Here is a 15,286-nt window from a genome sequence, read left to right as displayed (position 1 = left end):
ATAGCTCAGTAATTTTTTTAAAACCAGAGGGCGGTATACGGTAGCGGGCCTGGTCAGGTGGGCTCGGAGAGGGTTATAAGAAACAGACTCCAGACGGGGCAGACCCCCCGCCCCCCCCGCCCGCCGGTGCGGATCCGCCGTTCTGTTCCAACGGTCCGGCCATTGTGTACCGCCCAGTGGAACATTCCGGCCGATTCGCGGGAGGAGGCACCCGCGGCTGGGGCGGCGGCGTGGCACGCGCGGCGGTGTGTCAGACGGGAGCCTTGCCCGTGGAGGACGCCCACCTGCCGCACGAACGTGTGGCGCCGTTCCTGGGAGAGTTATCCACAATTTTGGGGAGTTGGCTGACGCGGTGAGCCCAGATCGCTACCGTGGCTGTGTTCCAGGACACACACAGGGAGCTCTCCTCATGACCCGACGCCTCATCGCCGCCACTGCATCCGCTGTGCTTATCCTCGGCCTCGCCGCCTGCGACGACGGCAAAGGCCCGGTCACCACGCCGCCCCCGGATCTCGGCTTCGAGCCCCAGACCAGCGATGGTGGGGGCGACGAGAGCGGCGCAAGCGATGGCGGGGGTGACGGCGAGACCCAGGCCGCGCCCGATATCCCCGCGCCGGACCGCGCGGACTTCCCCGGGATGAATGAGCACACCGAGGAAGGTGCTCTCCAAGCATTTCGGTACTACATCGCTGTGTCGATGTGGGCGCACCAAACGGGTGAAACCGAAGAGCTCCACAGGCTTGAGGAGGCGGCCTGCAAGGGGTGTCAAGAACTCAACGAGGCGATTGAGCCGATGAAAGAACACGGCGAGTACTGGTCAAAGTTTGATGTAACCGATGTGGGAACGCGTATTTACGATTCCGAGCACTATGATGTCGAGGTTGCATATTTCTTTACAATATCACCGCACACGCGCCCTAACGACTCTTTCGACGGACGCTTCGAAGCCCCAGAGGTTGAGTACATTTCAACCGCGGGCATGAAGTGGTCGGGCGATGGCTGGACCGTGAAGGCGCTTGATGCCGAATGGGGGGAAGATGTCCACAACTAGGAGTCCATTATTTCGCAGATGCTTACACTGCATAGCTCTCCTAGCCTTGACTCAAGTCGCCATCTTCATCCCCGCAACCAGCTCTTTCGCTGACGGGCAGGATCGCGCTGGAGATCGGACGCAGCAGTCTCCCAGTGAGCCGCGGGAACCCGTACAACCAGAGGGTTCCGAAAGCTCAGACGAGGAGGATAAGCCCGACGTTGAAGGCAGCACCTCCGGGGATAACAAGTTGGGTGTAGGTGCCCGAGAAGCCTGGGAAGAACCCGTCAAAACCCCTCTCCCGGGTCCCGCAGAGAATTCTCCGACCGCTAAAGGGGGCTCCGAACTCCCCAACATCGTGACGCAGTGGACGGCGGTCGAGAACCCCGGCAACATTGAGTGCGATATGGGTGTTGGCGGGGCGTTGGCATGCGTGCCACCGACGGGCAGCTGCCAGGAGGGTAACGGCGACTCTACGAGTTACAGGGTCAGTGGGGATGACGTGCTGACGTTGTCTGCTGGCGTGAAGCGTTCCGGCGGGTCCTCGCGGGAGGGGTCTACGGTTCATGGCACGCAGACGAACCTGGAGAAGAACACCGTGAAGGACCTGGGGTGGGACTGCGTCCGCCCCGGCGCTCCTGAGGTTGGCACTCCCGCAGCACAGATCGTTGTCACCGTAGAGGACTTCGCCGAGCTTCCCGTCAAGGCCCCGATCGCTCACGCCGGCCCGGAGCGTGGCTGGCTGCCGGTGAACATGGTCAACGTCCTGCACACCGACGCCGACACCCAAGAATTGGAAACAGACATCCTGGGCACGCCGGTGCGGATCCGCGCCACGCCGGTGGAGTTCCACTGGGACCTCGGGGACGGCAACACGATCACCACCACCGACCCTGGTAAGCCCTTCCCTTCCGAGCGCGTCTCTTCCGAGTACCGGTTCGAGGGCTGGTACGACATCACCCTCACCACCACCTTCACCGGCCAGTTCTCCGTGGACGGCGGGGAGTGGCAGGACATCGAGGGCAGCATCGAGATCGAGTCCGATTCCGTCGAGCTGTACGCGAAGTCCCTCGAATCTCGCCTCGTCAATGGCAGCACCGACGAAGACGACAACAAGGACGAGGACGAGGACGAGGAAGAACCCTGGATCCCCGACCGCACCCCAGACACTGAAGGGCCTATCGACCCTGAAGCCCGTCACCGCAGGATCTGAGCCGCGGCCGCATCCACAACAACCCTCACCCACCACCCCTGGCAACCCCTGGCACACCCCTGCCAGGATGGGGGTGACGCGGGACACTGCTGGGGTACGCGCACGAGCGGCCGTCGGCAGTGCTGCCCGTCGGCCCCGACCCGTGGAAAGGACCCCTCATGGCCGTCTCCGAAGGAGCCAACTACGCCCCCGCCGCGATGCCGAAGCCGGTGGTGAAGCCCGGCGAGTTCGTGTTCGCCGCAATGCATCTGGATCACGGGCACATCGGCGCGATGACGCAGGGTCTGCTCGGCGCTGGCGGCACTTTGAAGTGGGTGTATGACCCGGTGCCCGAGCGCCTGGCTGAGTTCACGAAGAACTTCCCCGACGTGAAGGTCGCCGCCAGCGAGCAGGAGGTCCTCGAGGACCCGGAGGTGCATCTGGTGGCCGCCGCCGCTGTCCCTTCCGAGCGGGCGCCGCTGGGTATTCGCGTCATGGAGGCCGGGAAGGACTACTTCACCGATAAGACTCCGCTGATCACACTCGATCAGCTCGCCGAGGCCCGCGAGGCCGTGGCCCGTACCGGTAAGAAGTACGCCGTCTACTACTCCGAGCGCATCCACGTCGAGGCCGCGGTGCTGGCCGGGCAGCTCATCGACCGCGGCGCCATCGGGAAGGTCCTGCAGGTCCAGGGCATGGGCCCGCACCGCATGGGCGACCCCTCCACCCGCCCGGACTGGTTCTTCGAGCGCGCCCGCTACGGCGGGATCCTCACCGACATCGGCTCGCACAACTTCGAGCAGATGCTCACCTTCACCGGGTCCGACGACGCCACGATCCTCTCCAGCACCATCGGCAACTTCGGCAACCCCGAGCATCCCGAGCTCGACGACTACGGCGACGCCCATATCGCCCTGTCCTCCGGCGCCACCGGGTTCGTGCGCGTGGACTGGTTCACCCCGACGGGGTTGCGCACGTGGGGTGACGGCCGCACCTTCGTGCTCGGTACCGACGGGTACATCGAGCTGCGCAAGTACGTGGACGTCACCACCGACAACGGGCCTGACCAGGTGATCCTCGTGGACAGCGAGGGCGAGCACCGCATCGAGGCGCACGGCAAGGTGGGGTACCCGTTCTTCGGCGACCTCGTGCTGGACGTCCTGAACCGCACCGAGAACGCCATGACCCAGGAGCACGCCTTCAAGGCCGTGGAGCTCGCGCTCAAGGCACAGGAGCAGGCCGTGGAGCTCACGGGGCGGAGCTGAGCCAGCCCTTCCCGGGAATCCTCACAGGCCCAGCACCGCGGTGGCGATCGTGAAGTAGATGATCAGGCCCGTCGCGTCGCAGAACGTCGAGATGAAGGGGTTGGAGAAGACCGCCGGGTCCGCCCCAACCTGCTTGGCGATCAGCGGCATCAGGCCGCCCACCATCGCCGCCATGATGCAGATCGACAGCAGGGTCAGGCCGATCACCGCGCCGATCGCGAGGCCGTAGACCAGGCCCGCGATCGTGAATCCGAGCGCCCCGAGCACGGCGCCGAGCACCGTGCCCACACGCAGCTCCCGCCAGATCACGCGCGGCAGGTCCCGCACGCGTACCTCCCCCACGGCGAGCGCTCGAGTGACCGTGGTCGCGGCCTGGTTGCCGGTGTTGCCGCCCGTGCCGGTCAGCAGCGGGATGAACAGCGCCAGGACCACCACCTGGTCGAGCCGATCCTCGAAGATCTCCAGCACCTGCACGGTGAGGATCGCGGAGACCGCGAGCACCAGCAGCCACACGATCCGGCTGCGCACCACGTGCAGAATCGAGGCCGAGAGGTACGCCATCTGCAGCGGCTCCGAGCCGGAGGTGCGGGCTGCGTCCAGGTCGTACTCCTGCTCGAGGATGTCCGCGGCATCATCCACGGTGAGGATGCCCAGCAGCCGATCCTCCCCATCCACGATCGGCATGGCCAGCAGCTTCGCGTCGAAGAACCGGCGAGAGACCTCCTCGCGCCCCTCAGTCGCCGCCGCGGTCACCGCCGGGCGCATGAGCTCGCGCACCGGGGTGTCCGGATCCGACAGCAGCAGTCGACGCAGACCCACCACGCCGTGCAGTACCCGGCCCTCCCCCACGACGGGCAGCAGGTAGATCGTCTCCGCCTGCGCGGCGAGCGCACGCACCTGATCCAGGGCTTCGCTCACGACCGCGTCCTCAGACAGGAACAGCACCTCGGGGGACATGTAGCGGCCGATGGCGTTCTTCGGATACCCGAGGACCGCGGCGGTCATGTCCCGTTCCGCGGGATCCAGGCCCCGCAGCATCCGATCGGCGACCGAGGCGGGCAGCTCGTCCAGCAGGGAGGCGCGGTCGTCCGGGTCGAGGGCCTCGATGATGTCGGAGACCTGCTGGGTGCGCAGGGCGGAGATCAGCTCCGCCTGATGGCCCGTGGACAGCGCGTCGAACACGTCCAGCGCACGGTCTTTGCCCAGCACGCGGAACAGCAGCGCCGCCTCCGTGGCCGGACTGCTCTCGACGAGGTAGACGAGCTCGGAGTCAGGGAGCAGATTCGCCTCGAGGGCGAGCTGCTCGAGCTCCTGCTCGGTGTGGGTCGGGGCTCGCAGCAGGTCCAGGACGGTGTCGATGTCAGCGCCGGGAATGCTCATGATCGCCCGTCACGTCCGGCGGACGTCGCCGGGTCAGCGGTGTGGTCCGCCCCCTGTCGGTTCCGCCGCACCCGCAGCGTCTCGAGGACGCCACCGGCGATGCTGCCGATCGCGAGGGCGACGAGCCCGATCACGATCATCGTCGACACCCCGATCCCCGATCCGCCGCCGAGCAGGATCAGAACGCTGATCAGCAGGAACAGCGCCGTGATGGCCCCGGCGAGGGACAGTCCCAGGCGCACTGCGGGAACCCGGGAGGTGATCCCGGCGAGCGCCCCGACGATCGCGGCGATGGCCACGAGCTCGATGATCACCCCGGCGATCACCACCAGCACCGAGGAGGACATCGCGAGGAACAAGGGAATGTTCTGCACCGGTTCACCGAGGGCGACGAGCCCGCCGCCGGTGATCGCGAGGATCATCCCAAGCTGCTCGCCGCCACGGTCCAGGGCCGTGAGGACAGCGAACACCCCAGCGGCGATCACGCACAACAGCCCCAGGATCATCGCGATCTGGCCGATGGTGGCGATCGTCCCGTCCGAACCGATGAAGACGCTCGTCAGCGCGAGGATCACGCCGAGCAGCAGGCCAAGGCCCACGGCGAGTCCGGCGCGGTTCCAGGACGGGCGGGGGGTTGCGGCGACCGCGCCGACCAGCACCAGGGAGGTGGGCACGGCGATCAGCACGCAGGCCAACGCGACAGCGACCAGCTCGGTGGGGTTCACGTCGAAGGACATGGTGTCAAGCTCTCGTCTCGGGGCGGCAGGCGCGGTGGGCGCCCACCCGTCGGGCATCCATCATGCCCCGCCAGGGCGGCGCTGTGGTGGGGTGCGGCGCTGTCGTGCGGGGCTGGTGCGGGTGCGGTGCGCGTGCGGGGGCGGCGCTGTTGTGGGGCGCAGCGCCGAGCTCACAGCACCAGCAGTGCGAGCGCGGAGATGACCGTCAGAGCCAGCACCAGGTTCTCGAACAGAGCCTGCGGGATGCGTCGGGCCACCTTCGACCCCAGGTACGCGCCGACCAGCACGATCGGCACCAGCAGCAGATCGAGGGTGAGAACCTCGCGCGTCATCAGTCCGAGTCCCGCGGAGAACGGCACCTTGAACAGGTTGATGATCGCGAAGTACCAGGCGGAGGTTCCCAGGAAGGTCAGCACCGGCATGCGCATGGCATAGAAGTACATGCTCATCACGGGCCCGGCGGCGTTGGCGACCATGGTGGTGAATCCGCCGAGCAGCCCGAAGCCGATGCCCTGCGCGGTCGCGGCAGCCCCCGGCTGGCTCCCGGTGGAGGCGGTGGCCGACGGGGCGGTGCCGTCGGCGGCCTGCTGGGCGGCACGTGCCTCGCGGCGGGTGGTGACGTGACGGCGCCACACTGTGACCACCACCAGGGCCAGGAGGATTAGGCCGATCGTGATCCGCACCGTGGGGCCGTCGCTGATCGCGAAGAACCACACCCCGATGAGCACGCCCACCATGGCGCTGGGCAGCAGGCGGATCAGGGTGCGCACATCGGGTTCACGGCGGTACACCCACAGCGCGGTCATGTCCCCCACGATCAGGAGCAGCAGCAGCGCGGCGGTGGACTCCTTGGCGGGCAGAGCCAGGGCGAACAGGCCCACGGCGATCGTGCCAGCGCCCGGCAGCGCGGTCTTGGAGAACCCCACCGTGAGCGCACCGAGCACCAGGACGACCCAGGCCAGCAGGTCCAGGTCAGGCAGGGCGGAAAGCAGGGCGGGCACGGCCGGGAACCTATCAGGGTGCGGCGGAGGCGAGGGGCAGGGTCCAGGGATGGCTGGGGCGGAGCCGGGCTGGGGCGGAGCCGGGCTGGGGCGGGCCAGGGCTGGAGCGGAGCTAAAGCGGAGGGAATCGACCTCTCAGCGGCACATGCCCTGCATAGTGCACGCACCGTGCCGCTGAGCGGTCGATTTCCTCCGGCCCTTCTGGAGACACGGCGACGCGAGGCCCATCGAGACCACCGCAGGGTCCAAGCACGGCCCCGGCGGACGCCTTCCACGGACGGCACTGTGCTGACCGGCCGCGTGCATATTGCAGGTCGCCGGTCATCTGAGTACCTTTCGCGGAAGCACCCGTGGCAGAAGCAGCCTCCGCTCGGCCACCCCACCGCTACTGTGACCCCATGACCTCCCTCACGACCCGCCGGGCCGGGTTGCTCCTCTCGCTGCTCACGCTGCTGCTGGCGGCGACCCTCGCCGGCGCCCCTGCCGCCTGGGCGTGCAGCTGCATGGAGTATGACTTCGACGAGGCGATCGAGGCGGCGGATCTGATCGCCGACATTGAGATCATCGAGGTCATCGACGACGATCAGGGGGACGTCACCTACTACGCCGCCGTGGATCGCGTGTGGAAGGGCGAGGAGTCCCGCGCCATCGAGTTCTCCACGCATGAGCAGACCACCGCTTGCGGCCTGGGTCGCCTGAGCACCGGTGACCGTATCCGCGCCTGGGCCAGCGGCGCGGACGGCTCCTACTCGATGGGCTGGTGCGCCTATCCGATGGATCCTCCGGAGGACGAAGCGGCGGCGCTCACGGAGAAGCTCGGGGAGCCGACCGATCTCACCGACCAGCAGATCCCGCCGGGCCCGAGCGGGGATGACCCGGAGCTCGACGACTCCCCCGGCTCCCTGTCTATCGCCATGGTGGTCGGCGGCGCAGTGCTCGCCGCAGCCCTGGGGCTCATCCTGGCCGTCGGGGCTGTCACGGTGGTTGTGCTGCTCGTGCGGCGCAGCAGTCACCGCAGCTGACCAGCCCAGGGCCCGATGCGGCGCCCGTCCAGCCGGAGCCGTGGCCGCGAAGACCGCGGAGCGACGACGCTCACCGCTCACCCGATCCAGTCGGTCGCGACCTCACCACCGTCAGCAGCCGCTCGGAGCGCTCCGATCCTGCCGAGGGCTACGGCACCGGTCTGCTCGCCGACGGCTGAGGACACCGCATGCGGCCTGCCCCGAGACGCTGCGGGAGATCGGTCCCGGGCGTGGGCTCGGCCGGATGCCCCCTCCCAGCCCTGCCGCTCATCCTCCCCTGCCGCACCGTGCCCGGTACGCTCGGTCGGAGTGACACGTCGGCGGGGGCCGACGGGTGAGAGCAAGGAGGAACCATGGACGGGGTGAGCATGGGCTTCGGCGCATTCGGCGCGATGTTCTCACTGGTCGCGCTGCTGCTGGTCCTGGCGGGGCTGTGGATCGTGATCTCAGCCGTGCGGGACCTGCTGCGGGCGCGGCATCTGGCCTCGAGCGGCATCCGGACCGAGGGGCGGGTGATCTCCTCGCACGTGCACTACAGCGGCACCCGGGAGGACCGCTCCAGCCGCGTCGTCGAGACGATCGAGTTCACCACCGATCGCGGGCAGACGGTCCGCGCGAACCCGGTGGTCAGCGACATCGGAACCGTGGACCGCAGCGGGATGAGCGTGACCGTGCTCCACGACCGCGACCGGCCCGAGCGCTTCATCGCGCCGCAGAACGGGCACGGCATCTCCGCGCGGGTCCCGGTGATGCGGATCAGCTTCGGCCTGCTGTTCCTGGTGGTCATCGGGATCATCGTGAACGGTGGCCGGATGATCCTCGGCCAGCTCCCCTTCTTCTGAGGCGACGCCGGCCCACCAGAACCGACGCCGCCTCGGGCTGCGTCCGCAGAAAGGGGACTCCCGCGGCACGGCGCGGCGCTGAGCTCCGCCGAGTGCCGCTGGAGTCCCTTTTCTGCTGATCCCCTCCCGGCGTAGTATCCGCCCGCACGCCTCAGCTCTGCCGATGCCGCGTCAGCCTGCGCCGAGCCGCGCGATCGCCGGGCCGCGCAGGTCGCCGGATCAGCTCTGCGTGTCACCGCCGCCGTCGGACGGTGCAGCCGCCGGGGGTTCGCCCGGCCCGCCCTCGGGCGGGGTGCCACCCTCACCGCCGGGACCGCCCTCACCATCGGCCGGAGGCTGGCCGCCCGGACCGCCCTCGCCGCCGCCCATCCCGCCGGCCTCGGGCTCGGTGGTGGTGTCGATCGGGACGTCGATCGCGAAGGAGTAGCCGGTCTCGAGGTCGCCGGAGAGGGTCGCGAGCTGCTGCTCGTAGCCGTCGGAGAAGATCCCGTCGGTCTCGAGGGTGAGCTGGGAAAGGTTCTCGGCGCTGCCCGCGTACCCGGTGAGCTCGTACACGCCGTCCGCCTCCGCCTGGGGCAGCGCGATCTGCGAGGTGAGGATCGCGTTGCCCGCATCCACGATCGACTCCGCGTCGGGGAACACCTCGAAGTGGAGGTGCGGCCAGCGGCCGGTGTAGCAGCCGGGGAAGATCGAGGTGAAGGTGACCTTGCCCTGCGCGTCAGCGATCTGCACGCCGCGCAGGTAGGTTTCCTCCTCCACCCCCTCGGAGTACATCGAGTACTGCCCGGCGGCGTCGCACTGCCACAGGTACACGGCCGCACCCTCCATCGGCACGTCGCCGCCGGCCATGTCGATGATGGTCATGGTGATGTCGAGCGGGACGCCCTCGGCGGTGGTGTCCGAGTCGATGGACGAGCGGATGTCGGAGCGCTCCACACCGCTGGTCTCGAGCACGTCGGCGCCGTTGGAGCCGTCGCCCGGGTAGGGGCCGGCGGTCTCGCCGGGCATCTCGGTCAGCTCGGAGGCGGTGGTGCCGCCGCCGTCGCTCGTCCCTCCCCCGTCGCTCGCGGCGGCGCCGGCGGTGCTGGAGGAGCCGCCGCTGCAGGCGGCGAGCACGGCGGCGACGCTGCCCGCGCCGAGCACGCCGAGCGCGCCGCGGCGGGAGACGAGGGTGCCCACGTCGAAGGCGAGGCCCTGATCCTCGACGTCCTCGGCCGGGTGGTGGAGGGGCCGGCCCTCGAAGCTGTTCCGCGGCGCGGCGTCGCCGGGCACCGATCCGCCGCAGTTCTGTGCACTGCCGTGCTCGCGCGCCTCGGGATAGGGGCGGCCGACGCGGCGGGGGTCGGTGGTGTCCATGACGGTTCCTCTCGGTTTCCTGTGTGGAGCCGGAAACGTAGAGACGCAGGCTGTGGAGCCGCTGTTACCTTTCCGTGACATGTCGGGAGGGTGCCCGGGAGCTCGCTGGGCGTCATGGGCGACGCGGTCCCCGGGGCGGCGGCGAGGGCTCGGGCCGCACTCGGCCGTGCAGAGTCGTGAAGGTCGGCCCTGACATGCGACGGGGGCATGGTGCCCGTCGGCCGGAGAGGAGGATGGCAAAGCGTCGGAGGTGCCGACTCGAGAAGTGGGCGGGGCCGGGCGCGCTGTGACGCAGACCGCCGCCGAGGCTGCCCCCGTGCACGCTCACGACGGATCTCGTACGGTGCTGAGCATGCGCCTCCTCCTTCTCCGGCACGGTCAGACCCCCTCCAACGTCGACGGAATCCTCGACGCCGCCTATCCGGGGCCCGGGCTCACCACGCTCGGTCACACCCAGGCCCGTGCGGTGCCCGCCGCGCTCGCGCACGAGGACATCGCCGGGATCCACGTCTCCCGCCTGCTGCGCACCCACGAAACGGCGGCTCCGCTCGCGGCCGCCCGCGGGCTCAGTCCGCGGCTGACCGAGGGGATCGAGGAGATCCGCGCCGGGATCTACCAGGGCCGACAGGACGCGGAGGCCGTCGATGCGTATCAGGACAACCACCAGCGCTGGAGCGCCGGGGTCCTCGAGGACGGCCTGCCGGGCGGGGAGACCGGGCGGGAGTTCTGGGACCGCTGGACCAGGGCGCTGCGGCACATCGCGGACCAGCACGCCGAGGACGCGACCGTCATCGTGGTCAGCCATGGCGCCGCGATCCGCGTGTTCGCCTCGGTCGCCGGAGGGCTCGGCGCCGCCTCGCTGTCCGAGCGGCCGCTGTACAACACGGGTCTGGTCACCCTCATCGGCAGCCCTGCGAGGGGATGGCGCGTCGAGGACTGGGTGAGCAGCCCCATCGGCGGCGAGCACCTGCTGCGCGACGCCGAGCACGACGTGACCGCGGACGACGCGGCCGACGCGAAGGCCTGAGGCGCGACGGCCGAGCGGCGCCGACGTTCCCGCGGGAATGTCATGCCGCGCGCCGGGCGTTCCCGCGGGAACGCCCGGCGGCGCAAGTCACCGCGCCGTCGGCCACTCCAGGCGCGGGGTGTCCGGGCCCTCGTAGGGCGCGTCGCCGACCTCGGCCTGCATCTGCGCGGTGAGCTGCTGCATCGCGGCGAGCTGCTCGGCGTAGGCGGGATCGGCGGCGACGTTAATCATCTCGCGCGGATCGGCCACGAGGTCGTAGAGCTCGTCCTCGATCGGCATGATCCGGTCCGATGAACCGGGGGTGCCGAGCCCATCGTTGTAGTAGCGGATGTACTTCAGCTCCGGGGTGCGCACGCCGTAGTGCGCGGGAGCGTGATGCTCCGGGTCATCGTGCTCCCAGTAGCGGTAGTAGACGGCCTGCCGCCAGTCGGGGACCTCCGTGCCGTGCAGCTGGCGCAGGAAGCTGCGGCCCTGCTGGTCGGGCAGTTCGGCCGACGGGTCCAGCCCCGCGGCCTCGAGCAGCGTCGCGGCGATATCGACGTTGCTGAGGGTGTCGGTGATGCGGGTGCCGGCGGGGATCTGCGCAGGCCAGCGGGCCAGCATCGGCATGGTCAGCGATTCGTCGAGCATCAGGCGCTTGTCGAACCAGCCGTGGTCGCCGAGGAAGAACCCTTGGTCCGAGGTGTAGATGAACAGGGTGTTCTCCGCGACGCCTGCATCCTCGAGGTGCTCAAGGAGCTGGCCGATGGAGTCATCGACAGCCTGGACGCACCGCAGGTAGTCGCGCATGTACCGCTGGTATTTCCAGGCCGCGCGCTCGCGGCGGTGTTCCTCGCCTTCGAGCTGCGTCGGCAGCTGATCCTTGTAGTCGGTGGGGGTGAGGTCATCGAGCTGCATCCGCACCTGCTGCACCACCTGGGCGCGACCCTCATGCTCATCCCACATCGTCTCCGGCTCGGGGATGGTGCCTTCTGCGTAGCGGCCCGCGTAGCGGGGGTGGGGGATCCACGGCCGATGCGGGGCTTTGTGGTGGACCAGCAGGCAGAACGGCCGCTCAGGATCCCGCCGCGACAGGAAGTCCAAAGACTGCTGCGTAACCACGTCGGTGGCGTAGCCCTCGACCTGCTCGCGGCCCTCCGGGCCGATCATCTCCGGATCCCAGTAATCGCCCTGATTAGGGAAGATCCGCCAGTCGTCGAAGCCACGCGGCAGCGCCTCCGGCGTGGTGCCGAGGTGCCATTTGCCAAAGACCGCGGTCTGGTAGCCCTGCTCCTGCAGCACCTCCGGGAAGGTCCGCACCCGGTGGTCGAACACGGAGTAGATCGACGGAGCGCGGTTGATGTGGCTGTAGGTGCCGGTCAGGATCGAGGCGCGCGACGGGGTGCAGATCGAGTTCGTGCAGTACAGGGCGTCCATGCGGGCGCCCTCCGCGGCCAGGCGGTCCATATGCGGGGTGGTGTTGACGCGACTGCCGTAGGCGGATATGGAGTGGGCGGCGTGATCGTCGGAGAGGATGAACACGATGTTGGGGCGGGTGGCGCAGGGGCTTGCGGCGCGGGGGCGGGCGGCGCTGGGACCTGCGGTGCTGGGGCGGGGAATGTCCGGCATCATCGACCTTCGCTCGGCGGTGCGAACCAGTCTGTCACGTGCGGAACACGCTGCCCAGGCATGACCAGACCCGGGACCGACGGCCGCTGCGGGACCGCTTCCTGGCACTGCCGGCGGCGGCACCCCTCGTCGTCGGCTGCACAGTCTCGCCGTCAGCCGCACAGTTCCACCGTCGGCCGCACAGTCCTGACGGCACGCCCCGTCGGCCCCCTTCCCCGTAGACTCGCGGCAGTCCCCGAGGAGGACTGCGCACCATGGCACCCTCGAGCGGCTCGAGGGCGGGACCAGCCACGTGCTGCGCTACCTCGTCGATGAGCGCGAGGGGACCTACCGCGAGGACCACCGCACCGACGTGCCCTATCCTCGGCCGTCTCCAACGCTCACCGCCTGGGCGGCGGCACTATCCAGGACGGCTTCGTCGTCGGCTCCGGGCGGGCCGGGGTGTTCAGCGAGCACGCGGCCGACGGGACGGTGCTAGGCAGTTACCGCTACTACGTCCCCAACGACGGGTACCGGCTGTACAAGAACACCTTCGCGGGGTGCTGGTTCGCGCGGGAGTGAGGGGCGGGGCTCGAACGGGTGGTCGATGGGGCGGCGACAGGAGGCCACTCACGGCCCCGGTGGAGTGCTCGCTGGAGCGCCCTGTGAGGTGAGCCGACGAGAGGCGCGCCCACGACGGGCATCAAGTCGTCTGTCAGACCCGTTTGGCACACTGGAAGCTCAGCGCGGAGGTAGGAGGCCAGGGTGAGCGAGCAGTTCTCAACACTCGAGATCTGTGCCGGGGCAGGAGGCCAGTCGTACGGTCTTGAGCAGGCAGGGTTCGGTCATGAGCTCGCGGTCGAGATCGATCGTGACGCCGCGGCCACCCTTCGCGCGAACCGCCCTGCCTGGCAGGTCCACGAGGGTGATGTCCGCGAGATCAGCGGCTTAGACTTCCGGGGGATCGACCTCCTGGCCGGGGGTGTCCCCTGTCCGCCGTTCAGCGTGGCAGGTAAGCAGCTGGGGGCCGATGACGAGCGTGACCTCTTTCCGGAAGCTCTCCGGCTGGTGCGGGAAGCACGGCCGCAGGCGGTCATGCTGGAGAACGTCAAGGGACTCGCATCGGCCCGGTTCAGCACGTACCGCCAGTCGATCCTGGATGAGCTCTCCGCCATGGGCTACGAGGCTGATTGGCAGCTGCTCCTCAGCTCAGAGTTCGGGGTCCCGCAGCTGCGGCCGCGCTTCATCCTCGTCGCGTTTCGGTCCTCGAAGTTCAAGAAGTTCCACTGGCCCGGCGCAGTGGGGACGCCGCCGTCCGTCGGCGAAACTCTCGGCTCACTTATGGCCGCTCGGGGCTGGGCGGGTGCTGAACGCTGGGCCGACCAGGCGAACGGCATTGCGCCCACCATCGTGGGGGGATCGAAGAAGCACGGTGGTGCAGACCTGGGACCCACGCGCGCGAAGGCCGCATGGCTCAAGCTGGGGGTGGACGGAAAGGGTGTTGCCGATGAGGCACCCGGCCCGGAGGCTCCGCTAGACCACATCCCGCGCCTAACGAATGAGATGGTGGCGAGGATCCAGGGGTTCGACCGGGACTGGAGTTTTTCCGGCCGCAAGACCTCGGTGTACCGCCAGATCGGGAATGCTTTTCCGCCCCCGGTGGCGAAGAGCATCGGGATGTCGATTCGTGAGGCACTCGGGGCACCCGCAGCCAAGCCTGCGCGCGACGGCAGTCAGCTCCGTATCGTCGCCTGACCGCTGACTACCGTTCGTCCGGTGAGTCTTTCGGCTCATGGAGTGGAGGGGCCGGGAGGACAGCGGTGTCTCCGTCGCGGGCCTGACGCCAGTACCTGCCGCCCAGATATGCGCCGGTGTCGTCATCACTGGGCACCACGCGCACCGAAATGTACTCATCGGGGCGGGGCACGGGGACTCCCAGCGCGATCGCGATGCGCCGATGATACTTTCCGGAGAGAATAAGAATTGACTCTTTAGCGAGAATGTCGCGGGATCCACCGTTGCCTCGGACTCGCTTTTGCGCATCAAGCTGTCGACTCACCGTTGCCACGATGCTGCGGTGGACGAGGCGCCCCTCCGCGGCACGGAAGAGTTCATGGGTGCGCTGCGTGCCGAACTTGTGCGCGAAGATCCGGTCGACCTGTTCGGAGTCAAGCTGCAGCAAGACGTTCGGCGGCAGCGGAGCATCCCGCCACAGCCAGTGCACCCTCGCGAGCCCTTCCCTGCTGAGAGAGCTTTTCTGGTCACGGTTCCGGGACGTCTTCCGGACAGCCTCGGTGACGCGGATGATTCCCAGGGACCAGACGGCATCGTGATCGCTGCCGGTTGCCACAAGCGCCAGTTCATCGAACACTTCGGGGGGCAGCATCCATCCGCCCATCGACTGGGACCACTTCGCATCGACCTGGTGGCCCGCAATACGAAAATCTGTCGTATCGCCGCCGTCGAACTCAAACTCACGCTGAGCAAAGATTTCAAACAGGGTGCCGAAGTGGGTTTTCTCCGTCTTCATGAGTTGGTCCCACCGGTAACGGCCAGTCTCCTGGCCGTTATATATCACGTCGTAGGTGTGCCGGATGACAGCGGCCCAACGCTCTCCCGTCGGGTCGAGGCGTCGAAGCTCTGTCACGACCTCCTGGAGCGCGTCATCGCGCGTCGGCTCGTCATCCTGCAGTTCCGGATCCATGGCATGAGGTTAGCCGTCGACCGTGGCGCACGCCGCAGAGTCACCGATCAGCCTCCGTCACCGCGAGGTCGGAGTCGACGGCGCGCCCCGCTCCCCCGCTGACCGGCCCCGCCGCACTCCCACCACCCCGAACACCCACATCC

Annotated in this window: 13 protein-coding genes; 7 read left to right on the top strand and 6 right to left on the bottom strand. The window is 68.6% G+C overall.

Going from position 1 to position 15,286, the window contains the following annotated elements:
- The first annotated feature begins 409 nt into the window (after positions 1 to 409).
- The 3 genes from MU407_RS12165 to MU407_RS12155 all read left to right on the top strand — a co-directional run bounded on the left by MU407_RS12165 (position 410) and on the right by MU407_RS12155 (position 3,487).
- Positions 410 to 1,051, top strand: coding sequence for a DUF6318 family protein (locus MU407_RS12165; RefSeq protein ID WP_246957856.1), 642 nt, complete (start codon positions 410 to 412; stop codon positions 1,049 to 1,051).
- A gap of 502 nt (positions 1,052 to 1,553) precedes the next feature.
- Positions 1,554 to 2,243: a hypothetical protein gene (locus MU407_RS12160; protein WP_246957854.1), complete on the top strand. Its 690-nt coding sequence runs from the start codon at positions 1,554 to 1,556 to the stop codon at positions 2,241 to 2,243.
- 158 nt (positions 2,244 to 2,401) lie between these two features.
- Entirely contained in the window at positions 2,402 to 3,487 is a 1,086-nt protein-coding gene (locus tag MU407_RS12155; RefSeq protein WP_246957852.1) for a Gfo/Idh/MocA family oxidoreductase, read from the top strand.
- 21 nt (positions 3,488 to 3,508) lie between these two features.
- Here MU407_RS12155 and mgtE read toward each other — a convergent pair whose 3' ends face one another.
- The 3 genes from mgtE to MU407_RS12140 all read right to left on the bottom strand — a co-directional run bounded on the left by mgtE (position 3,509) and on the right by MU407_RS12140 (position 6,605).
- Complete coding sequence (mgtE, locus tag MU407_RS12150; RefSeq protein WP_246957850.1) at positions 3,509 to 4,867, bottom strand: magnesium transporter; 1,359 nt, start codon at positions 4,865 to 4,867, stop codon at positions 3,509 to 3,511.
- A complete protein-coding gene (locus MU407_RS12145; RefSeq protein WP_246957848.1) occupies positions 4,864 to 5,604 on the bottom strand; it encodes a hypothetical protein in 741 nt (246 codons plus the stop codon). The genes mgtE and MU407_RS12145 overlap by 4 nt, the downstream gene beginning before the upstream one ends.
- Positions 5,605 to 5,774: 170 nt before the next feature.
- Positions 5,775 to 6,605 carry a sulfite exporter TauE/SafE family protein gene (locus MU407_RS12140; RefSeq protein ID WP_246957846.1) on the bottom strand — a complete coding sequence of 277 codons (831 nt, stop codon included), beginning with the start codon at positions 6,603 to 6,605 and terminating at the stop codon, positions 5,775 to 5,777.
- Positions 6,606 to 7,003: 398 nt separating this feature from the next.
- Between MU407_RS12140 and MU407_RS12135 the strand changes: the two genes are divergently transcribed.
- Positions 7,004 to 7,627, top strand: a complete 624-nt coding sequence (locus MU407_RS12135; protein ID WP_246957844.1) for a hypothetical protein — start codon at positions 7,004 to 7,006, stop codon at positions 7,625 to 7,627.
- Positions 7,628 to 7,980: 353 nt separating this feature from the next.
- Positions 7,981 to 8,469, top strand: a complete 489-nt coding sequence (locus MU407_RS12130; protein WP_246957842.1) for a DUF3592 domain-containing protein — start codon at positions 7,981 to 7,983, stop codon at positions 8,467 to 8,469.
- Between the two features lie 219 nt (positions 8,470 to 8,688).
- Here the strand turns inward: MU407_RS12130 and MU407_RS12125 are convergent, their stop codons facing one another.
- Positions 8,689 to 9,825, bottom strand: coding sequence for an intradiol ring-cleavage dioxygenase (locus MU407_RS12125; RefSeq protein WP_246957840.1), 1,137 nt, complete (start codon positions 9,823 to 9,825; stop codon positions 8,689 to 8,691).
- Between the two features lie 352 nt (positions 9,826 to 10,177).
- On the opposite strand from MU407_RS12125, the gene MU407_RS12120 reads away from it, so the two are divergent.
- Positions 10,178 to 10,852, top strand: a complete 675-nt coding sequence (locus tag MU407_RS12120) for a histidine phosphatase family protein (protein ID WP_246957838.1) — start codon at positions 10,178 to 10,180, stop codon at positions 10,850 to 10,852.
- Positions 10,853 to 10,939: 87 nt separating this feature from the next.
- Here MU407_RS12120 and MU407_RS12115 read toward each other — a convergent pair whose 3' ends face one another.
- Positions 10,940 to 12,460, bottom strand: a complete 1,521-nt coding sequence (locus MU407_RS12115; RefSeq protein WP_246957836.1) for a sulfatase — start codon at positions 12,458 to 12,460, stop codon at positions 10,940 to 10,942.
- A gap of 744 nt (positions 12,461 to 13,204) precedes the next feature.
- Here MU407_RS12115 and MU407_RS14520 point away from each other — a divergent pair.
- On the top strand, positions 13,205 to 14,194 hold the full coding sequence (locus MU407_RS14520) for a DNA cytosine methyltransferase (RefSeq protein WP_102237195.1): 990 nt from the start codon (positions 13,205 to 13,207) through the stop codon (positions 14,192 to 14,194).
- 7 nt (positions 14,195 to 14,201) lie between these two features.
- Here MU407_RS14520 and MU407_RS12105 read toward each other — a convergent pair whose 3' ends face one another.
- Positions 14,202 to 15,143, bottom strand: a complete 942-nt coding sequence (locus MU407_RS12105; protein WP_246957834.1) for a NaeI family type II restriction endonuclease — start codon at positions 15,141 to 15,143, stop codon at positions 14,202 to 14,204.
- Positions 15,144 to 15,286: the final 143 nt, after the last annotated feature.

This window comes from Brachybacterium sp. Marseille-Q7125, from assembly GCF_023062615.1.
Taxonomy (GTDB): Bacteria; Actinomycetota; Actinomycetes; order Actinomycetales; family Dermabacteraceae; genus Brachybacterium.
Note: the sequence above shows the minus strand (reverse complement) of the source record. Positions and strands in the feature narration are given on the sequence as shown.